21 protein-coding genes are annotated in these 19069 nt (G+C 65.2%); 8 read left to right on the top strand and 13 right to left on the bottom strand.

All coding sequences use genetic code 11. The annotated features are described in order from the left end of the window. A partial coding sequence (locus U5A56_RS36035; protein WP_321922651.1) for an SDR family oxidoreductase occupies window positions 1–289 on the top strand: 289 nt, incomplete at its 5' end. Window positions 290–431: 142 nt separating this feature from the next. On the opposite strand, the gene U5A56_RS36030 is transcribed toward U5A56_RS36035, so the two are convergent. Continuing rightward, window positions 432–1631: an amino acid aminotransferase gene (locus U5A56_RS36030; RefSeq protein WP_044848989.1), complete on the bottom strand. Its 1200-nt coding sequence runs from the start codon at window positions 1629–1631 to the stop codon at window positions 432–434. 250 nt (window positions 1632–1881) lie between these two features. Between U5A56_RS36030 and uvrB the strand changes: the two genes are divergently transcribed. The 5 genes from uvrB to U5A56_RS36005 all read left to right on the top strand — a co-directional run bounded on the left by uvrB (window position 1882) and on the right by U5A56_RS36005 (window position 7426). After that, entirely contained in the window at window positions 1882–3972 is a 2091-nt protein-coding gene (gene uvrB / locus U5A56_RS36025) for an excinuclease ABC subunit UvrB (protein WP_044848990.1), read from the top strand. Window positions 3973–4191: 219 nt separating this feature from the next. Continuing rightward, window positions 4192–4743, top strand: a complete 552-nt coding sequence (locus tag U5A56_RS36020; RefSeq protein ID WP_044848991.1) for an iron transporter — start codon at window positions 4192–4194, stop codon at window positions 4741–4743. Between the two features lie 55 nt (window positions 4744–4798). Beyond that, the gene (locus U5A56_RS36015; protein WP_006760846.1) at window positions 4799–5131 is read left to right on the top strand and encodes a cupredoxin domain-containing protein; all 333 of its coding nucleotides are present in this window, start codon (window positions 4799–4801) and stop codon (window positions 5129–5131) included. A 58-nt stretch (window positions 5132–5189) separates the two neighbouring features. Beyond that, entirely contained in the window at window positions 5190–6032 is an 843-nt protein-coding gene (locus U5A56_RS36010) for an FTR1 family iron permease (RefSeq protein ID WP_321927239.1), read from the top strand. Continuing rightward, a complete protein-coding gene (locus tag U5A56_RS36005) occupies window positions 6029–7426 on the top strand; it encodes a 4Fe-4S binding protein (RefSeq protein WP_321927237.1) in 1398 nt (465 codons plus the stop codon). The genes U5A56_RS36010 and U5A56_RS36005 overlap by 4 nt, the downstream gene beginning before the upstream one ends. A 323-nt stretch (window positions 7427–7749) precedes the next feature. Here the strand turns inward: U5A56_RS36005 and hemP are convergent, their stop codons facing one another. From hemP to U5A56_RS35990, 3 genes are all read right to left on the bottom strand, one after another. Then, window positions 7750–7998, bottom strand: a complete 249-nt coding sequence (hemP, locus tag U5A56_RS36000) for a hemin uptake protein HemP (RefSeq protein ID WP_044848994.1) — start codon at window positions 7996–7998, stop codon at window positions 7750–7752. A 138-nt stretch (window positions 7999–8136) separates the two neighbouring features. Beyond that, window positions 8137–8619 (bottom strand): SRPBCC family protein, encoded by a 483-nt coding sequence (locus U5A56_RS35995; protein WP_044849005.1) that lies wholly within the window; start codon window positions 8617–8619, stop codon window positions 8137–8139. Between the two features lie 99 nt (window positions 8620–8718). Further along, on the bottom strand, window positions 8719–9591 hold the full coding sequence (locus U5A56_RS35990; protein ID WP_321822562.1) for a pirin family protein: 873 nt from the start codon (window positions 9589–9591) through the stop codon (window positions 8719–8721). Between the two features lie 122 nt (window positions 9592–9713). On the opposite strand from U5A56_RS35990, the gene U5A56_RS35985 reads away from it, so the two are divergent. Next, the gene (locus tag U5A56_RS35985; protein WP_124489788.1) at window positions 9714–10691 is read left to right on the top strand and encodes a LysR family transcriptional regulator; all 978 of its coding nucleotides are present in this window, start codon (window positions 9714–9716) and stop codon (window positions 10689–10691) included. Window positions 10692–11155: 464 nt separating this feature from the next. On the opposite strand, the gene U5A56_RS35980 is transcribed toward U5A56_RS35985, so the two are convergent. From U5A56_RS35980 to U5A56_RS35940, 9 genes are all read right to left on the bottom strand, one after another. Next, window positions 11156–11584, bottom strand: a complete 429-nt coding sequence (locus tag U5A56_RS35980; protein ID WP_044848998.1) for an ExbD/TolR family protein — start codon at window positions 11582–11584, stop codon at window positions 11156–11158. A 13-nt stretch (window positions 11585–11597) separates the two neighbouring features. Then, a complete protein-coding gene (locus U5A56_RS35975) occupies window positions 11598–12329 on the bottom strand; it encodes a MotA/TolQ/ExbB proton channel family protein (protein WP_044848999.1) in 732 nt (243 codons plus the stop codon). Between the two features lie 34 nt (window positions 12330–12363). Further along, on the bottom strand, window positions 12364–13092 hold the full coding sequence (locus U5A56_RS35970; RefSeq protein WP_321808701.1) for an energy transducer TonB: 729 nt from the start codon (window positions 13090–13092) through the stop codon (window positions 12364–12366). Between the two features lie 217 nt (window positions 13093–13309). Then, entirely contained in the window at window positions 13310–13546 is a 237-nt protein-coding gene (locus tag U5A56_RS35965; protein WP_011885486.1) for a bacterioferritin-associated ferredoxin, read from the bottom strand. 161 nt (window positions 13547–13707) lie between these two features. Next, complete coding sequence (murI, locus tag U5A56_RS35960; protein ID WP_321927233.1) at window positions 13708–14544, bottom strand: glutamate racemase; 837 nt, start codon at window positions 14542–14544, stop codon at window positions 13708–13710. Between the two features lie 39 nt (window positions 14545–14583). Beyond that, on the bottom strand, window positions 14584–15060 hold the full coding sequence (gene bfr / locus U5A56_RS35955; protein ID WP_006482753.1) for a bacterioferritin: 477 nt from the start codon (window positions 15058–15060) through the stop codon (window positions 14584–14586). 193 nt (window positions 15061–15253) lie between these two features. Further along, window positions 15254–16777, bottom strand: coding sequence for a fumarate hydratase (locus U5A56_RS35950; RefSeq protein WP_006478316.1), 1524 nt, complete (start codon window positions 16775–16777; stop codon window positions 15254–15256). A gap of 34 nt (window positions 16778–16811) precedes the next feature. Then, the gene (locus U5A56_RS35945) at window positions 16812–17417 is read right to left on the bottom strand and encodes a TIGR00645 family protein (RefSeq protein WP_044849003.1); all 606 of its coding nucleotides are present in this window, start codon (window positions 17415–17417) and stop codon (window positions 16812–16814) included. Window positions 17418–17530: 113 nt separating this feature from the next. Next, complete coding sequence (locus tag U5A56_RS35940; protein WP_044849004.1) at window positions 17531–18445, bottom strand: DMT family transporter; 915 nt, start codon at window positions 18443–18445, stop codon at window positions 17531–17533. A gap of 327 nt (window positions 18446–18772) precedes the next feature. On the opposite strand from U5A56_RS35940, the gene U5A56_RS35935 reads away from it, so the two are divergent. Next, the coding region (locus U5A56_RS35935; protein ID WP_321927231.1) for an acetyl-coenzyme A synthetase N-terminal domain-containing protein at window positions 18773–19069 on the top strand (297 nt) is incomplete at its 3' end.

The following is a 19069-nucleotide window of genomic DNA, read 5'->3' as shown; positions in this document are numbered from 1 at the left end:
CGCGCGCGTGCTGGCGAAGGAAGGCGCGAAGCACAACGTGCGCTCGCACGTCGTATGTCCGGGCTTCGTGCGTACGCCGCTGGTCGACAAGCAGATTCCGGAGCAGGCGAAGGAGCTCGGGATCAGCGAAGAGGAAGTGGTGAAGAAGGTGATGCTCGGCAACACGGTCGACGGCGTGTTCACGACGGTGCAGGACGTCGCGCAGACGGTGCTGTTCCTGTCGGCATTCCCGAGCGCTGCGCTCACGGGCCAGTCGTTCGTCGTCAGCCACGGCTGGTTCATGCAGTAACGGGCTCCGGCACGGGCGGCCGCGCTGCGCGCCGCTTGTGCTGCAGCGAGCATTCGCTGACAGTAGAACGGCATAAAAAAACGCGCTCCGGGGAGCGCGTTTTTTGTTTCGGCAGAGCGGGTTGCCACCCGCTGGCACCGGCTTACTTCAGGACCGCAGCGACTGCGGTGGCGACCGCGTCGAGATTGCGCGTGTTCAGTGCAGCAACGCAGATCCGGCCGGTGCCGACTGCGTAGATGCCGAACTCTTCGCGCAGGCGATCGACTTGCGCCGAGGTCAGGCCCGAATACGAGAACATCCCGCGCTGCGCGTTGATGAAGCTGAAGTCGCGATCGACGCCGCTCGCCTTCAGGCGCTCGACGAGACCGTTGCGCATCGCGCGGATGCGGTCGCGCATTTCGCCGAGTTCCTGCACCCACGCAGCATGCAGTTCCGGCGACGCGAGCACGGCCGCGACGACGGCGCCGCCATGGGTCGGCGGGTTCGAGTAGTTCGTGCGGATCACGCGCTTCAGTTGCGACAGCACGCGCGTCGCTTCTTCCTTGCTCGACGTGATGATCGACAGCGCGCCGACGCGCTCGCCGTACAGCGAGAACGACTTCGAGAACGACGACGACACGAACGCGTTCAGGTCGGCCGCGGCAAACAGACGCACCGCGGCGGCATCGGCCTCGATGTTCTCGCCGAAGCCCTGGTAAGCGATGTCGAGGAACGGCACGAGGTTGCGTGCCTTGACGACGTCGACCACCTGCTGCCATTGCGCTTCGGTCAGATCCACGCCGGTCGGGTTGTGGCAGCACGCGTGCAGCACGACGATCGTGCCGGCTGCATAGCTGTTCAGCGCCGACAGCATGCCTTCGAAGTTCACGCCGTTGGTTGCTGCGTCGTAGTACGGGTACGCGACGACTTCGAAGCCGGCCGCTTCGAACAGCGCGCGGTGGTTTTCCCAGCTCGGGTCGCTGATCGCCACCTTCACGTTCGGGTTCACGGTGCGCAGGAAATCGGCGCCGATCTTCAGTGCGCCCGTGCCGCCCAGTGCCTGCGCCGTGACCACACGGCCCGCGGCGATCAGCGGCGAATCGTTGCCGAGCAGCAGCTTCTGCACCGCTGCGTCGTACGCGGCGATCCCGTCGATCGGCAGGTAGCCGCGCGGCAGGCCGGCATCGACACGCGCCTTTTCCGCTTCGCGAACGGCGCGCAGCAGCGGAATCTTGCCTTCTTCGTTCGTGTACACACCGACGCCGAGGTTGACCTTGGTCGGACGCGTATCGGCGTTGAAGGCTTCGTTCAGGCCCAGGATCGGGTCGCGGGGAGCAAGCTGGACAGCGGAGAAGAGCGACATGATGATTCGGCAGTAGTGAAAAGAGGGTCAGGCTTTCAGCCGGCGGGGCGGGCGCAGCGGACCGCGCGCCAACGGGCACGGCGCCGGAAAGCGCAGCAGCCTGACATTGTAGCGAATTCACGCTGCCGGAGGCGGCGATTGCGCGCCGAATTGCGATTTCGGACCGCTGCCGCGCGTCAGGAGCCGTCAGCGGTCCGCAACGCCGCGAAGCGCTAGAATAGTTTTTTTGCCCTCGCTCCGGCCGCACTCCATGTCCGAACATCACGCCGAAGTCGGCGACGCGCTCGACGAATCGAAATTCGTGACCTTCGAAGGGTCGCCGTTCCAGTTGTACCAGCCATACCCGCCCGCAGGCGACCAGCCGACCGCGATCGAAACGCTCGTCGAAGGTGTCGGCGACGGCCTCGCATTCCAGACGCTGCTCGGCGTGACGGGTTCTGGCAAGACCTTCACGATGGCCAACACGATCGCGCGGCTCGGCCGCCCGGCCATCGTGTTCGCGCCGAACAAGACGCTTGCGGCGCAGCTCTACGCGGAGTTCCGCGAGTTCTTCCCGCGCAACGCGGTCGAGTACTTCGTGTCGTACTACGACTATTACCAGCCGGAAGCGTACGTGCCGCAGCGCGACCTGTTCATCGAGAAGGATTCGTCGATCAACGAGCACATCGAGCAGATGCGGCTGTCGGCGACGAAGAGCCTGATGGAGCGCCGCGACGTGGTGATCGTCGCGACGGTGTCGGCGATCTACGGTATCGGCAATCCGTCCGAATACCACCAGATGATCCTGACGCTGCGCACCGGCGACAAGCTCGGCCAGCGCGACGTGATCGCGCGGCTGATCGCGATGCAGTATTCGCGCAACGAACAGGACTTCCAGCGCGGCACGTTCCGTGTGCGCGGCGACACGATCGACATCTTCCCGGCCGAGCATGCGGAGCTGGCCGTGCGCGTCGAGCTGTTCGACGACGAGGTCGAGACGCTGCAGCTGTTCGACCCGCTGACCGGGCGCGTGCGGCAGAAGATCCCGCGCTTCACCGTGTATCCGTCGTCGCACTACGTGACGCCGCGCGACACCGTGATGCGGGCGGTCGAGACGATCAAGGACGAATTGCGCGAGCGCCTCGAGTTCTTCCACCGCGACGGCAAGCTCGTCGAGGCGCAGCGTCTCGAGCAGCGCACGCGCTTCGACCTCGAGATGCTGCAGGAACTCGGCTTCTGCAAGGGCATCGAGAACTACTCGCGGCACTTCTCGGGCGCCGCGCCCGGCGAGCCGCCGCCGACGCTCGTCGACTACCTGCCGCCCGATGCGCTGATGCTGCTCGACGAATCGCACGTGCTGATCGGCCAGCTGAACGGCATGTACAACGGCGACCGCGCGCGTAAGGAAAACCTCGTGAACTACGGTTTCCGGTTGCCGTCGGCGCTGGACAACCGGCCGCTGAAGTTCCCCGAGTTCGAGCGCAAGATGCGCCAGGTGGTGTTCGTGTCGGCGACGCCGGCCGACTACGAGCAGCGCGTGACGGGGCAGGTGGCCGAGCAGGTGGTGCGGCCGACCGGGCTCGTCGATCCGGAAATCGAAGTGCGCCCGGCAAGCTCGCAGGTCGACGACGTGCTGACCGAGATCAACGCGCGCGTGAACGCCGGCGAGCGCGTGCTGATCACCGTGCTCACGAAGCGGATGGCCGAGCAGCTCACCGAGTTCCTGGCCGACCACGGCGTCAAGGTGCGCTACCTGCACAGCGACATCGACACGGTGGAGCGGGTCGAGATCATCCGCGACCTGCGGCTCGGCACGTTCGACGTGCTGGTCGGGATCAACCTGCTGCGCGAGGGCCTCGACATTCCGGAAGTGTCGCTGGTCGCGATTCTCGATGCGGACAAGGAAGGCTTCCTGCGCGCCGAACGCTCGCTGATCCAGACGATCGGCCGCGCGGCGCGCAACGTGAACGGCAAGGCGATCCTCTATGCCGACAACATGACCGAGTCGATGAAGCGCGCGATCGGCGAGACCGAGCGGCGCCGCGCGAAGCAGATCGCGCACAACGAGAAGATGGGCATCACGCCGCGCGGCGTCGTGAAGCGCATCAAGGACATCATCGACGGCGTCTACAACGCCGACGAAGCGCGCGCCGAGCTGAAGGAAGCGCAGCAACGCGCGAAGTTCGAGGACATGTCGGAAAAGCAGATCTCGAAAGAGATCAAGCGTCTCGAAAAGCAGATGGCCGACTATGCGAAGAACCTCGAGTTCGAAAAGGCCGCGGCGACGCGCGACCAGCTTGCGTTGCTGCGTGAACGCGTGTTCGGCGCGAACGTGGGCGACCACGTCAACGGCGGCCGGTAAATCTTTCCAAACGTCACTGAAACCTTCTGGTAACACCGTTGTAAGCCTTGTCGGATCAGGGGTTTACGCGGTGTCTCGTTTGTTCCGGAGCCGGTTCGGTGCTAAACTTCGCAAGTATTGAGAATAGTTCGCATTAACGTTATTCGTTGCGTTAGTGTTTCCAGCGCGCGGACCTGACCGGCGGCGCGCAAGTCACCAGACAAATAACAAGGAGTGTCCATGTTGGGTTCTTCGTTCATCCGCACGTCGGTTGCGGTAGCGGCGGCGCTTGCCGCGATGTCGGCAACGGCAGCCGAATATCCGATCGGCAAGCAGCAGATCCAGGGCGGCATGGAAATCGGCGCGGTGTACCTGCAGCCGATCACGATGGATCCGGAAGGGATGATGCGCAAGGCGTCGGATTCCGACATCCACCTCGAGGCCGACATCCACGCGGTCAAGAACAACCCGACGGGTTTCGCGGAAGGCGACTGGATGCCGTACCTGCAGGTCACGTACAAGCTGACGAAGCAGGGCGACACGAAGTGGAAGGCTGAAGGCGACCTGATGGGCATGGTCGCGAGCGACGGCCCGCACTATGGCGACAACGTGAAGCTGGCCGGCCCGGGCAAGTACCACCTGACGATGACCGTCAAGCCGCCGATGCAATCGGGCCACATGGCGTTCGGCCGTCACGTCGACAAGGAAACGGGCGTGGGCGCGTGGTTCAAGCCCATCACCCTCGAATACGACTTCCCGTTCGCCGGCATCGGCAAGAAGGGCGGGTACTGATCGGTGGCATCACGGACGGCGCGCTTCGGCGCGCCGTCGGCGTAGAGAACCCAGAATGAAATTTCCCCAGAAAATCGTCGCCGCAGCCGCCGCGCTGTGGCTCGCCGGCGCGGCGCATGCCGCCGATCTGCCGACGTTCAAGCTCGAGATGACGGACGGCAAGCTGAATCCCGCCCGTATCGAAGTGCCGGCCGGGCAGCGCTTCAAGATCGAGATCCGGAATACCGGCAAGGGCGCCGCCGAATTCGAGAGCGTGCAGCTGCGCAAGGAAAAGGTGCTTGCGCCGGGCGCCGATTCGTTCGTGGTCGTCGCCCCGCTGTCGCCGGGCGAATACAAGTTTTTCGACGATTTCCACCAGCAGGCACAGGGCGTGATCGTCGCGAAGTAATGCGTTTTATCTGCGTGCGGGCGTACGCGTGCCTTGCCCCGCACGTCAGGAGGATTCAATGGGTCAGATCTTGTTCATCGTCTGGCGGGAGAGCGTCGAAGCGCTGCTCGTCGTCGGCATCCTCTATGCATGGCTGAAGAACGGCGACGACGACGCGCGCCGCGGCCTGCCCTTTCTCTGGACGGGCGTGGCAGTCGGCCTGCTGATGGCCGTCGGTCTCGGCGCCGCGCTCGTCGGCTTTACCGAAGTGCTGTCCGGCGACGCGCAGGACTATTTCCAGACCGCGATGGTGCTGATCGCGTGCGTGCTGATCGTGCAGATGGTGCTGTGGATGCGCCGGCACGGCCGCACGCTGAAGCGCGACATGGAGCAGTCGCTGCAGCAGAGCACGCGCGATTCGAACTGGTGGGGCGTCGCCGTGCTGGTCGCGCTCGCGATCGCACGCGAAGGCAGCGAGACGGTGATCTTCCTGTACGGCCTCGGGTTCGGCCAGTCGGGGCACGTGGACGGCGGCCAGATGCTCGCGGTCGTGATCGGCCTCGGCCTCGCGCTCCTCACGTTCTATCTGCTGCAGCTCGGCGGCAAGTACTTCTCGTGGCGGCATTTCTTCCGTGTCACCGAAGTGATGCTGCTGTTCCTCGGCGCGGGCTTGTTCCAGACCGGCGTCGACAAGCTGATCGACAAGGAAATCCTGCCGCTCGGCATTTCGCAGGTGTGGGACACGTCGGGGATCCTCGATGATTCCGGCACGTTCGGTTCGCTCGTCGCGACGCTGACCGGCTATCGTGCGCATCCGGCGCTGACCAACCTGGTCGCCTATGCGGTGTACTGGGCGGTGGTCTGGCTGCTGATGAAGCGCGCGAGCCGTCGTCCGGCCGTTCCTGCAGGCCGCGCGGCATGAGTGTCGTCGCAGCAGCCAAGCCGGGCTGGCTCGCGCAGGCCGGCCAGTGGATGCAGCGCCACGGCGCGGTGATCCGCGGCATCCAGTGGGTCGTCGTCGGCGTCTACGCATTCCTGATCATCGTGCCGGCGGTGTTGCCGCTGCCGGACGATTCCGCGCACCTCTGGAACAATCTCACGCTGATCGCGCAGTTCGTGTTCTGGGGCATCTGGTGGCCGTTCGTGCTGCTGTCGATGGTGATGCTCGGCCGCGTCTGGTGCGGCGTGCTGTGTCCGGAAGGCGCGCTGACCGAATATGCGAGCAAGTTCGGCCGCGGCGGCGCGATTCCGCGCTGGATGCGGTGGGGCGGCTGGCCGTTCGTCGCGTTCGGGCTCACGACGATCTACGGGCAGATGGTAAGCGTGTACCAGTACCCGCTCGCGGTGCTGTTCGTACTCGGCGGCTCGACCGTCGGCGCGATCGTGATCGGCGTGCTGTACGGCCGCGAGAAGCGCGTGTGGTGCAAGTATCTGTGCCCGGTCAATGGCGTGTTCGGGCTGCTCGCGCGGCTCGCGCCGATGCGCTACAAGGTCGACGAGGGTGCGTGGCGCCGCTCGTACAAGAACGGCGAGCACGGGCATCGCGTGATTCCGATCAATTGCGCGCCGCTCGTGCCGTTGCGCAACATGAAGGGCGCCGCCGCCTGCCACATGTGCGGCCGCTGCAGCGGGCACCGCGACTCTATTGAGCTGTCGTGGCGCTCGCCGTCCGACGAGGTCGTGAACCTCGGCGCGCAGCAGGCGAGCCCGTGGGACACGGCGCTGATCCTGTACGGCCTGCTCGGCGTCGCGATCGGTGCGTTCCACTGGACCGTGAGCCCGTGGTTCGTGCAGATCAAGCAATGGCTCGCGGGCTGGCTGATCGATCACGACATCACGTGGCCGCTCGAGACCAATGCACCGTGGTTCCTGCTCACGCACTATCCGGATCGCAACGACGTGTTCTCGTGGCTCGACGGCGGGCTGATCGTCAGCTACATCGTCGGCACGGGGCTCGTGTACGGCACCGCGCTGCTCGTGCTGCTGGCTGGCGCGACGCTGATGCTCGGACGCTTCGATCGCACGCGTCTTCATCACCTCGCGCAGGCGCTGATCCCGATCGCAGGAGCCGGCGTGTTCCTCGGGCTGTCTGCGACGACGCTGTCGCTGCTGCGGGCCGAGCACGTGCCGCTCGGCTGGGCAGCCGACGTGCGCATCGCGATTCTGGTCGGCGCGAATGCGTGGAGTGCCTGGCTCGCATGGAAAGTGACCGGGCGCTATGCGGCATGGCCGCGCCGGCTGGCTGCATTCGCGTGGTTCGCCGCAGGCCTGGCCGTGGTCGACAGCGCATGGTGGCTGATGTTCTGGGGTTTCTGATGCGGGATTGAAGGCCTTGCGGCCGGGTTCCGGCGCAACCGGAGAGGGTGGTCCCGCTGCGTGGCTCCGGAACGCGTCGAAGCCGCAGCGCAGACAACCGCGATGCTTTTTCCCTTGCATCCGGACGCCCAAACGAAAAAGCGACACGTCCTTCGACGTGTCGCTTTTTTCTTCCTTGTGCGAGAACCAAAAAAAGTGGCTTGGCTTGCTGCAACGGCTGCTTGAGTGTGTTTGCACGAAGGGGTCTAGATCTCGCGTGCAAGCCGTTACGCTGGCTACTGCCCAACACCTCTCAGGGAGGTGGTCCCCACAATACTCTGTCGTTACTTCGTCAGGATCAGTTTGCCGAGTCGCGTGGCACGCAACTGATATGTCTCTCCGTTGTGCGCGATGCTGATGTGGCTGTGGCCTTGCAGCAGCGCATCGCTGCTGAGAGTCCGGGTGCCGGCATCGCGGCTACTAGCGGCGGGTTTCGCCGGCGTCGTGACCGCCGCCGTCTTCTGACGGTTGGCGCTTGCGGTGCCGGTCGGGCGGCGCAAGCTCAGCGTGGTCGGGCGCGTGGTGTCGGTCATTCGGTTGATCGGTGACTGTCGATACGATGGAATGAATTCTAAATGATAACTATTCCCATTTACAAAAACTCTTTATCGATCGATATGACGAATTCGATAGCCTGAGTCGAATGGGCGGCCCGCAGGCCGCCGCCGACGTCAGTGGAGCGGGTCGGGGTCCTTGCGCCCCTGAGCGTATTCGCGAATCAGGCGCACGGTGTCGATGTCCGACGTGCGATACGCTTCCTTGACGATGCCGTGCGTCTGGCGCGCTTCCTCGCTGTCGTCCGTGACGGTCAGCGTCGTGCGGTATTCGAAGCGCAGGAACAGCTCGTGGTCGTCGCGCTCCTCGATCGTCATCGTCAGCGAGCCGCCGATTTCGCCGCCGGCCGCATGGATGTCGTAGCGCACTTGCTGGTTCGGGGTGAACGTCACGCGGTCGCGCACGGTCGCATGCCCGTAGTGCAGTTCGCGTTCGAGCGTCGTGTCCGTCCGTTCGTGGACGACACAGCTGTCGAGGCCGATCACGAACAGCTGCGGCTGTTCGGCGCGCAGTACGAGGCCTTCCCAGAGCTGGTCGCGGGTCAGGGACGGCACGGCCGGGTCGTCGGAGTTGATCTGGATCAGATGTTCGAAGTTCACGGGGGCGGGTTCCTTCTGGTGGCGGGCAGCCACATGGTTCAAGAAGTCATTGTGACGCAAAACGAGCGGTTTCGCGGCACCTGCGCCCCCGAGCGGACGTCATGCTTCGATGCGACCCATGCGGCCGGTCTGGTAGTCGACGACGGCCTGCCGGATCTCTTCCTCGGTATTCATCACGAACGGGCCATAGCGGACGATCGGCTCGTTGAGCGGCACGCCGCCGATCAGCAGCAGGTCGAGCGGCGTATCGCCGGCCTCGAACGTCACCGCATCGCCATCGTCACCGTAGACGACCATGTTCCGTGCGTCGACCGGCTGCCTGTCGGGCCCGTAGCGGCCGGCTCCGTCGAGCGGGTAGGCGAACACGCGATACCCTGCCGGCACCGGCTGCGTGACCGTTGCGCCCGGTTGCAGCGTGAAATGCTGGTAGAGGATCGGCGTGCGCGTCTCGATTGCCGCACGCACACCGAACGCTTCGCCGGCGATCACGCGCACTTGCGCGCGGCCGTCCGGCGACGTCGCGCTCGGGATGCGGCCGGCCGGGATCTCCTGGTAGCGCGGTGCGATCAGCTTGTCGCGGCGCGGCAGATTGACCCACAGCTGGAAGCCGTGCGAACGTCCGCCGGCCCGAGCGAACTCGGGATCCGGCATTTCGCTGTGCACGACGCCCGCGCCGGCCGTCATCCACTGCACGTCGCCGGGCCCGAGCGTGCCGGCATGGCCGGCCGAATCGCGATGACGAAAACGCCCGTCGAGCACGTAGGTGACGGTCTCGAAGCCGCGATGCGGATGGTCGGGCGCGCCCTTGGCTTCGCCAGGGGCATAGTCGACAGGGCCCATTTCATCGAGCAGCAGGAACGGATCGAAATCCATCAGCAGCCGGGTCGGGAACGGACGGTGAACCACGAAGCCGCCGCCTTCGGTCGTACGAAGCGCGGGGTACGTGCGGTCAAGCGAGCGAGCGGTCGTCATGCATAAGCCCTCGATAACATCGGAATAGCGTCATTTTTGAAACATAGCGCTATTATATTGGGCGTTTTACCGGCCGATTTGCGGCGGTTCGCAATGGATTGTTCTGAAATTGGAACGATGACATGAACATCGATGCACACAACCTGAACGACCTCATGTACTTTTCGCAGGTCGTCGAACACGGCGGTTTCTCGGCGGCGGAACGCGTGCTGGGCATCTCGAAATCACGCCTGTCGCGGCGCCTGACCGAACTCGAGGCGGCGCTCGGCGTGCGCCTGCTGCAGCGCTCGACGCGCAAGCTCGCGCTGACCGAGGCGGGGGAGCTGTTCTACCAGCATTGCCAGGCGATGCTCGCCGAGGCCCAGGCCGCGATGAACGCCGTGCAGCAGCTGCGCGCGTCGCCGCGCGGCTCGGTGCGCGTGAGCGTCCCCGTTACCCTGTCGCAGACGATGCTGTCGCGCATCCTTCCCGAATTCCTGCACCGCTATCCCGAGGTGAAGGTGCACATCCGCGTGACCAACCGCGTGATCGACCTGTTCGAGGATTCGATCGACGTCGCGTTGCGCGTGCGCTCGGAGCCGCCGCAGAACGCGAACATCGTCGTGCGGCCGCTGTGGCGGACCGAGCAGATGCTGGTCGGCGCGCCGAGCCTGCTGAACCAGAATGCGCCGCCGCTCGTGCCGGACGATCTGGCCCATTTCGAGACGCTCGATACGCCGAGCGTCGACGGGCGGCACGTGTTCAGCCTGATCGCACCGGATGGCACGCGTCATTTGCACGAGCACGATCCGCGGCTCGTGACGGCCGACCTGATGACGATCCGCGAGGCCGTGCTCGACGGCCTCGGCATCGCGGCGCTGCCCGAGATGATGTACGGCAATGCATTGCGCGCGGGGCAGTTGTCGCCGGTGATGCCGGGCTGGACGCTGCCGGTGCCGCAGCTCTACGCGGTGTTCGTGTCGCGGCAGGGGATGCCGCCCGCGGTGCGCGCGTTCGTCGACTATCTGGTCGAGAAGCTCGACCACGGCGAATACAAGCAGCCGGGCTGTCCCGAGCGCGCGAAGAAGGATGCGGCGGCGGCCGATGCTTCGGCCACCTGAATGCAAGATGCGCGTCGTGGCAAATTTGTTTTGTCATTGAAGCGCCGCCTGCAATCGCAAGTTTCAATCGCCGGGACCTTGAATGCATCCGCGGGCAGGCCTATATTGAAATCCCATTTCGCGAAGGAAGTTCTGAGCGGAATCAGGTGGCCGCATATATTGCGAGCCAGATAGGGCAGAACGCGCAGTCCGTGCAGACCACGGTAGCCGCATTTGCGTTGCTCGAGGCGCAACCGATACCGCCGAAGAGCCCGCCGCCCGAAGGCGCCCGCGTGCGCATGAAAAAAGGCCTTCATCTGGCGATGAAGGCCTTTTACTTTGTGTGCGGCCGGCTAGGCGCTGCCGGCTAGGTGCGGCCGGCTAGGTGTGGCCGGCGAGGCGTCGCCAGCCAGGTGCGGCCAGCCACGCGAAACCGGTGAAGCGCTACGACCCAGCCATTCGGCGACGCGCGAAACGCGCGTGCGTTACTTCGCCTTCGCAGTCGGCTCCGTCACGAAGCCGAGCTTCGTCAAGCCGCCGGCCTGCGCATCGGACATCACTTCGGCCACCCGTTCATAGGCAACCTTGCGATCGGCACGCAGGTGCAACTCCGGTTGCGGCTGATGCTGTGCCGCTTCCGCGATGTGCGCCTGCAGTTGCTCGCGCGTGACCGTCTGTTCGTTCCACAGGATCGTACCGTTGCCCTGGATCGCGACGTCGACGGTCTGCGGCTTTTCGTCGACGGGCTGGCTGCTCGCGTGCGGCAGGTCGATCTTCACCGCATGCTGCATCGCCGGGATCGTCACGAGGAAAATGATCAGGAGTACGAGCATGACGTCGACGAGCGGCGTCATGTTGATCTCGCTCATCACGCCATCGTCGTCGTCATCGCTGAAGCCGGTGTTCATTGCCATGGTTCACCCCGTCTCAGCTGGCGCGCGAAGCAAGGCGCAGGCCGTCGCGGGGCGACGACGATGCGAGGCGCGCACCCGTCACGAAGTACGCGTGCAGACCGTGCGCGAAGCGGCGCAGCTTGCTGACGACACCCTTGTTCGCGCGGGTCAGTGCGTTGTAGCCGAGCACCGCGGGAATCGCGACGAACAGGCCGAAGGCCGTCATGATCAGCGATTCGCCGACCGGGCCCGCAACCTGGTCGATCGACGTCTGGCCGGTTGCGCCGATCGCCAGCAGCGCGTGGTAGATGCCCCAGACCGTGCCGAACAGGCCGACGAACGGCGCCGTGCTGCCGATCGACGCGAGAATCGCGAGACCGGCCTGCATGCGCGAGATGCCTTCGTCCATCGTGTCCTTCAGGCAGCGCGTGACCCAGTCCGACACGTCCATGCGGTCGTGCAGGTGCGGTTGCGTCTGATGGTGGTGATCGGCGGCTTCCTTGCCCGACAGCGCGAGCGCGAGGAACGGGTTGTCGCTCGGCGTCGATGCGGCGAGGCCGAGCTTCTTGATGCCGTCGTCGAAATCGTCCGAATGCCAGAACGCCTGCTCGGCATTCTTCGTGAGACGGTTCAGGCGAACCACGTTCCAGCCCTTGACGATGATCACGATCCACGACAGGACCGACATCACGAGCAGCGTGATCGCGATGGCGCGCGTGACGAAATCACCTTGCGCCCAGACGTGCGCGATACCGTAGCTTTGCATTTTTGTTTCCTTTGAATCTTCCGAATGAGGCGGGTTAATCGTCGAGCGTGAAGTTGAAGGGCAGCGTATGGGCGGCGCGAATCGCTTGCCCGTTCTCGATGTACGGCGGACAGGTGCTGGCGCGCGTCGCATCGAGCGCGGCTTCGTCGAGACGCGGGTAGCCGCTGCTCTTCTGCAACTGGACGCTTTCGATCTTGCCCGTCACGCCGATGATGAAGTGAACATAAGCCGTGCCCGTTTCGCCGCGGCGGCGCGACATCGACGGATAGGTGGGCTTCACGAAATTGCAGCTGAGTGCCGATACGTTCTTCGGCGCGCTGACCTGCATCGTCTCGCGAGCCGGGCCGGGTGCGGCGGCCGGCGCGGCAGGAGCAGGCGCGGCGGGAGCGGGTGTCGGATCGGCAGCCGCCGGCGCGGGCGTCGGCGACGGGGATTGCGCGACCGGCTGAGGCGTCGGCTTGACCGCCTTCTGCACGGGCTTCGGCTCGACCTTGGGCTTCTCGCGCGGCACGGGCTTCGGCGGCGCGGGCTGCGCGGCCGATTGGACCGCGACCGGTTGAGCGGCAGGCGCAGGCGGGATGAGTTGCGCGGTGATCGACTGGACCTCGATCTCTTTCGGCGGCGGCGCGTTGCGATGGAGCCAGGCGGCCGCCAGCATGATCGCGTGTGCGGCAAGCACACCGACCGCGACGGTGATGACCCGGGGATTCATACGTGGGGCAGCCGGCAGGGCGCCGGCAGGAGCGGATTGCGAAGCCTGCATGTTAGCTTGAAAGGACGACGTCGCACCCGGGGCGCGGCGGGTGAATCGGTGTTACTTGCGGAAGATCAGCAGCGAGATGCACACGGTGGTCACAAATCCGATCAGCAATTCCATGACAGGCTCCTTGGCAGGTAAGCCGCTGGCTCGCGCGGAAGATGGCTTGCTGACGGTCGGACATCAAATGCGGCCGCAGCCGCGTGCGTACGCTCGGCGCCGCTCAGGCGGCCTTGCGGTCGTAGAACGTGACCGGGATCGGGTGAGCGTGGTGCTCGACGCCGCACCGGCTCGCGCAGACGCCTTGCTCGGCCATGAGGTCGCGTACGGACTCCTCGCACTTGCCGCAGCACGTGGCCACGCCGAGCTCGAACTGGAGTTCATCGAAGGAACTCACGCCCTCGGCGAGGGACGCGCGAATCTTGCGATCGGAAACAGACTTGCACACGCAGACGATCATGATGAGTTGCGATAGCTAACGTTAATGCGAATTATTATCATTAAATTTGCGGGCGTTGACAAGCCTGGGTTCGGCTTTTTTTAAGGTCATCGGACCCTTGAAATGGAGGATGCGGCGCAGCCGCGGCGGGAGAGGGCGAACCGGCGGTATGCCGGCCCGCTTCAGGCGGTCGCGCAGGCGCGCGCGTTCGGCGAGGAAATGGTGACGGATTCGACCGGAACGTCGAGGCCGAGCAGCGACGACGCGAGCGCGCGCAGTTGCAGGCCGTCGCTCGTCGAGCAGAAGCGCGGCGGCGCGGCACGCGTGCCGGCCGGCGCGCGCAGGCCGCGTTCGTCGAGCACGCGCGTGAGCTGGCGGGCGATCGCGTCGCTCGTGTCGACGATCGTCAGGCGGTCGCCGACAAGGTCACGAATCGTTTCCGTGAAGAACGGGTAGTGCGTGCAGCCGAGCACCAGCGTATCGGCGCCGTCGTCGAGCATCGGCTGCAGGTAACGCTCGAGCAACGCACGCAACGCGGGCGAGTTCGTGTCGCCGCGTTCGATCGCTTCGACGAGCCCGTGGCCGGGCTGGCAGATGAAGCGGCGGCCCGCGCCGTAACGGTCGAGCAGCGCCTGGAAGCGCGGGCTGTTCAGCGTCGATTGCGTGGCGAGCACGCCCGCGATGCCGGTCGACGAGAGTGCCGCGGCCGGTTTGATGCCCGGCTCGACACCGACGAGCGGTATCGCGAGGCGTTCGCGGATGGCCGCGATCGCCCGCGCCGTTGCCGTGTTGCAGGCGATCACGAGCGCTTTCGCCCCTTCGCGGGCGAGCCACTCGCCGATGGCCAGCGTACGCTCCGTAATGAACGCCTCGTCGCGCGGACCGTACGGCGCATGGTGCGAATCGGCGACGTAGACGAACGACTCGCCGGGCAGGTGCGCGCGCACGGCGCGCAGCACCGACAGGCCGCCGAGCCCGGAATCGAAGATGCCGACGGGGGCGGCGGGGTGGTTCGTCATCGTCATGCGGAAGGCGAGGTGGCGATCGAGGGGGGACGATTACTCGGGCGAACCCATCATCGTCTGCTGGTAGTTCTGCAGGCCGACCTTGCCGATCAGGTCGATCTGCGTTTCCAGCCAGTCGATGTGCTCTTCGGTGTCGTCGAGGATCTTTTCGAAGATCTCGCGCGACACGTAGTCACGCACCGATTCGCAGTAAGCGATCGCTTCCTTGCACGTCGACTGCGAGATCTGCTCGAGCTTCAGGTCGCACTTCAGGATCTCTTCGGTTTCCTCGCCGACCAGCAGCTTGTGCAGATCCTGCAGGTTCGGCAGGCCGTCGAGCATGAACACGCGCTCGATCAGCCAGTCGGCGTGCTTCATTTCGCCGATCGATTCGTCGTATTCGTGCTTGCCGAGCTTGTCGAGGCCCCAGTGCTTGTACATGCGCGCATGCAGGAAGTATTGGTTGATCGCCGTGAGTTCGTTCTTCAGTTGGGCGTTCAGGTATTCGATGACTTTCTTGTCGCCTTGCATGGCTGTTCCTTGTTCAGTGGGGCTTCAGAAACCGAACGATAATCGCTCGAACGGGAAATGCCAAGCCTCGGAGCCTTGCCGGGCCTGCCTTTTGCCGGGAATGAGAATCAGCGTCGAAGCACCGGCCGCGCACAATAATGAGAATGAGAAGTAAAAAGGCCGGATCGTCGTCCGGCCTTTCGTGCGAGTGCGCTTAAGCGGTTGCGACCGGGATCTTGCCGATCTTCGCCTGCCACTCCTTCGGACCGGTCTGGTGCACCGACGTGCCCGACGAGTCGACGGCCACCGTCACCGGCATGTCCTGCACGTCGAATTCGTAGATCGCTTCCATGCCGAGGTCTTCGAACGCGAGCACCTTCGCGCCGCGGATCGCCTTCGACACGAGGTAAGCGGCGCCGCCGACCGCCATCAGGTAGGCCGCCTTGTGCTTCTTGATCGCGTCGATCGCGACCGGGCCGCGTTCGGCCTTGCCGACCATCGAGATCAGGCCCGTCTGGGCGAGCATCGTCTCGGTGAACTTGTCCATCCGCGTGGCCGTCGTCGGGCCTGCCGGGCCGACCACTTCGTCACGCACCGGATCGACCGGGCCGACGTAGTAGATCACGCGGTTCGTGAAGTCGACCGGCAGCTTCTCGCCCTTCGCCAGCATGTCGGCGATGCGCTTGTGCGCGGCGTCGCGGCCCGTGAGCATCTTGCCCGACAGCAGCAGCGTCTGGCCCGGCGTCCAGCTCGCCACTTCTTCCGGCGTCAGCGTGTTCAGGTCGACGCGCTTGCTGGTTTCCGTGTTCGGTTCCCACTGGACCTTCGGCCAGGCGTCGAGCGACGGTGCTTCAAGCTTGGCCGGGCCCGAACCGTCGAGCACGAAGTGTGCGTGGCGGGTCGCCGCGCAGTTCGGGATCAGCGCGACCGGCTTCGATGCCGCGTGCGTCGGAGCCGCCATGATCTTCACGTCGAGCACGGTCGCGAGGCCGCCGAGGCCCTGCGCGCCGATGCCGAGCGCGTTGACCTTCTCGTGCAGTTCGACGCGCAGCTCCTCGACCCAGTCCTTCGGGCCGCGCGCGATGATTTCCTGGATGTCGATCGGCTCCATCAGCGATTCCTTCGCCATCAGCATCGCCTTCTCGGCGGTGCCGCCGATGCCGATCCCGAGCATGCCCGGCGGACACCAGCCCGCGCCCATCGTCGGGACCGTCTTCAGCACCCAGTCGACGATCGAATCGGACGGGTTCAGCATCACGAACTTCGACTTGTTCTCCGAGCCGCCGCCCTTCGCCGCGACCTGAACGTCGACCTTGTCGCCCGGCACGATCTCATAGTGGATCACGGCCGGCGTGTTGTCCTTCGTGTTCTTGCGGGCGCCTTCCGGCGGATTGACGATCGACGCGCGCAGCACGTTGTCCGGGTGCGTGTAACCGCGGCGCACGCCTTCGTTGATCATGTCGGTGAGGCCCATCGTCGCGCCGTCCCAGCGCACGTCCATGCCGACCTTCACGAAGATCGTGACGATGCCGGTGTCCTGGCAGATCGGACGCTTGCCTTCCGCGCACATGCGGCTGTTCGTGAGGATCTGCGCGATCGCGTCCTTCGCGGCCGGGCTCTCTTCCAGCTCGTACGCGCGGCCGAGGGCCTGGATGTAGTCGAGCGGGTGGTAGTAGCTGATGTACTGCAGCGAATCCGCGATGCTCTGGATCAGGTCTTCCTGTTTGATGACGGTCATGGCTGAGACTCTGTGGGGACTGTGGGGAATACGTTTATGCGTGGACGGCAGGTTCGACCGATTTGCGGGACGCGGCCGGCGCCGGCGCATGCGTCTCGTGGAAATGGGCCGGGTGCGTGTGGGTCGTCAGGCGGTCGACCCACGCCATCACGAGCGCCGACACGAGGAACGACACGTGGATGAGCACCTGCCACATGATCGCGTGCGTCGTGTGCTGATCGGGGTTGATGAAGGTCTTCAGCAGGTGGATCGACGAAATGCTGATCAGCGCCATCGACAGCTTGACCTTCAGCACGCCCGCGTTCACATGGTCGAGCCACTCGGGCTCGTCGGGATGGCCCTCGATGCCGAGGCGCGACACGAACGTCTCGTAGCCGCCGACGATCACCATGATCAGCAGGTTCGAGATCATCACGACGTCGATCAGGCCGAGCACCGCGAGCATCACGCTGATCTCGTCGAGGGAGCTCGCGTGCGACAGCAGGTGCCAGACTTCCTTCAGGAACAGGAATACATAGACGGCCTGCGCGACGATCAGGCCCAGATAAAGCGGAACCTGGAGCCAGCGGCTCATGAAGATCAGCGCGGGCAGCGGGCGCAGGGGACGACGGGTGGAGCCGGGCGAATGCGGGGCAGACATGATGGTGGTACGGGCGCTGTGCGCAGGTATCGGGGGTAATCTTGAAAAGGCGCGCTATTGTAACGCGTCGGCCGGCGCGACTGCAGCGACGCGCCGGCGCTGCCGGGGACGGATCAGGACGCGGCGGCCGGCACGCGCTTCACGCGCAGGCTCGCGAGCACGATGCCGGTCACGACGCACGCGAGCGCGATGCCGTGCGCGAGCGTCGGGCGCTCACCGAGGAACGCGATGCCGTACGCGGCGGCGGCGACCGGCAGTACCGCGCTGAACACGCCGGCGAGACTGCCCGGCACGTGCCGGATGCCCTTCATCCACAGCCAGAACGAGAAGATGCTGGCCGACAGCCCGTACCAGACGACGAGCGCCCACGTACCGGCCGGCACGCTCGCGTAATCGAAATGCCACAGCGCCGTCGCGCCGAGCGGCAGCATCAGGCACAGGCCGAACAGGTGCGTGTACGCGCAGATGTCGATCGGCGCGAGCGTCTGCGTGAGCCGGCGCGACAGGATCACGTAGATCGATTCGCAGCACACGGCACCGAGGATCAGGAGGTTGCCGGTCAGCGAGCCGGACGACGTGCCGGCGCCGTGCGCGGACGTGCTGCCTGCGCTGCCGTTGGCGAGGTTGATCGTCACGACGCCGGCGATCGCGAGCGCGATCGACACGAGCGCACGGCCGTTCGGTTTTTCCCGCAGGATCAGCCACGCGAACAGCGCGACGATGGCCGGGATCGTGCTCGTGATCACGCCGGCCGCGACCGCGCTCGTGCGCTGCACGCCGTTGAGCATCAGCAGCGTAAACATGAAGGTGCCGAAGAATGCCTGCAGGAACAGGTTCAGCCATTCCGCACGCCGGACCGCGCGCATCTTCACCGGGCTGAACAGCGGCCACAGCACGGCGATCGCGATCACGAAGCGCAGCGTGGCAAGGATGGCGACCGGGACGAAGACGACGATGGATTTACCGATACCGACGTTGCTGCCGACGAACAGCATCGACAGGATGAGGAAGAGGGCGTAGCGATTCAAGCTGGAGTCCGGGGGGCGAGTTCAGTTAGGATTGTAGGGTCGCGTTTGTAACAGCGTAAAGCCGGCTGTCATGCAGCCGACCGCACGGCGGCGCTGGCGTGCGAAACGGTGATGCCGCGTAAGTGACGGGTAAGTTCGAGCGCTTATCGTGGATATCGCCGGGCCGTACGTCCACGTCGCATGACGTGGTGCGGCGCAGCATCGTGCGTAGCCTCCGGGCCGCGCGCGGGTGGGTGGGAGACAGCGGCGCACATGCGCCGGCCAAGACGCGCGGCGCGCATGATCGCGCCGCCATGCAGAGGATTCATGTTCACCAAGGGGTTGTCGATGTCTGCGATTGAATCGGTTCTTCACGAAACCCGTCAGTTTGCGCCGCCCGCGGCGCTCGAGAAGGCGGCCAACATCTCCGGCATGCCGGCCTACCGCGCGCTGGCCGCCGAGGCCGAGCAGGATTACGAAGGCTTCTGGGCGCGTCTCGCGCGCGAGGGCCTCAGCTGGCACAAGCCGTTCACGAAGGTGCTCGACGAGAGCGACGCGCCGTTCTACAAATGGTTCGACGACGGCGAACTCAACGCGTCGTACAACTGCCTCGACCGCCACGTCGAAGCCGGCAACGGCGAGCGT

The sequence above is a fragment of the Burkholderia sp. BCC1998 genome (assembly GCF_905339875.1).
GTDB lineage: Bacteria > Pseudomonadota > Gammaproteobacteria > Burkholderiales > Burkholderiaceae > Burkholderia.
The sequence above is the reverse complement of the archived record's forward strand: the minus strand, read 5'-3'. Positions and strand labels throughout refer to the sequence as shown.

What these genes read in the sequence shown, in the direction of transcription:
- U5A56_RS36030 (WP_044848989.1), bottom strand. Translation starts at nt 1,631, where the DNA reads ATGTCGCTCTTCTCCGCTGTCCAGCTTGCTCCCCGCGACCCGATCCTG.
- uvrB (WP_044848990.1), top strand. Translation starts at nt 1,882, where the DNA reads ATGTCCGAACATCACGCCGAAGTCGGCGACGCGCTCGACGAATCGAAA.
- U5A56_RS36020 (WP_044848991.1), top strand. Translation starts at nt 4,192, where the DNA reads ATGTTGGGTTCTTCGTTCATCCGCACGTCGGTTGCGGTAGCGGCGGCG.
- U5A56_RS36015 (WP_006760846.1), top strand. Translation starts at nt 4,799, where the DNA reads ATGAAATTTCCCCAGAAAATCGTCGCCGCAGCCGCCGCGCTGTGGCTC.
- U5A56_RS36010 (WP_321927239.1), top strand. Translation starts at nt 5,190, where the DNA reads ATGGGTCAGATCTTGTTCATCGTCTGGCGGGAGAGCGTCGAAGCGCTG.
- U5A56_RS36005 (WP_321927237.1), top strand. Translation starts at nt 6,029, where the DNA reads ATGAGTGTCGTCGCAGCAGCCAAGCCGGGCTGGCTCGCGCAGGCCGGC.
- hemP (WP_044848994.1), bottom strand. Translation starts at nt 7,998, where the DNA reads ATGACCGACACCACGCGCCCGACCACGCTGAGCTTGCGCCGCCCGACC.
- U5A56_RS35990 (WP_321822562.1), bottom strand. Translation starts at nt 9,591, where the DNA reads ATGACGACCGCTCGCTCGCTTGACCGCACGTACCCCGCGCTTCGTACG.
- U5A56_RS35985 (WP_124489788.1), top strand. Translation starts at nt 9,714, where the DNA reads ATGAACATCGATGCACACAACCTGAACGACCTCATGTACTTTTCGCAG.
- U5A56_RS35980 (WP_044848998.1), bottom strand. Translation starts at nt 11,584, where the DNA reads ATGGCAATGAACACCGGCTTCAGCGATGACGACGACGATGGCGTGATG.
- U5A56_RS35975 (WP_044848999.1), bottom strand. Translation starts at nt 12,329, where the DNA reads ATGCAAAGCTACGGTATCGCGCACGTCTGGGCGCAAGGTGATTTCGTC.
- U5A56_RS35970 (WP_321808701.1), bottom strand. Translation starts at nt 13,092, where the DNA reads ATGCAGGCTTCGCAATCCGCTCCTGCCGGCGCCCTGCCGGCTGCCCCA.
- U5A56_RS35965 (WP_011885486.1), bottom strand. Translation starts at nt 13,546, where the DNA reads ATGATCGTCTGCGTGTGCAAGTCTGTTTCCGATCGCAAGATTCGCGCG.
- murI (WP_321927233.1), bottom strand. Translation starts at nt 14,544, where the DNA reads ATGACGAACCACCCCGCCGCCCCCGTCGGCATCTTCGATTCCGGGCTC.
- bfr (WP_006482753.1), bottom strand. Translation starts at nt 15,060, where the DNA reads ATGCAAGGCGACAAGAAAGTCATCGAATACCTGAACGCCCAACTGAAG.
- U5A56_RS35950 (WP_006478316.1), bottom strand. Translation starts at nt 16,777, where the DNA reads ATGACCGTCATCAAACAGGAAGACCTGATCCAGAGCATCGCGGATTCG.
- U5A56_RS35945 (WP_044849003.1), bottom strand. Translation starts at nt 17,417, where the DNA reads ATGTCTGCCCCGCATTCGCCCGGCTCCACCCGTCGTCCCCTGCGCCCG.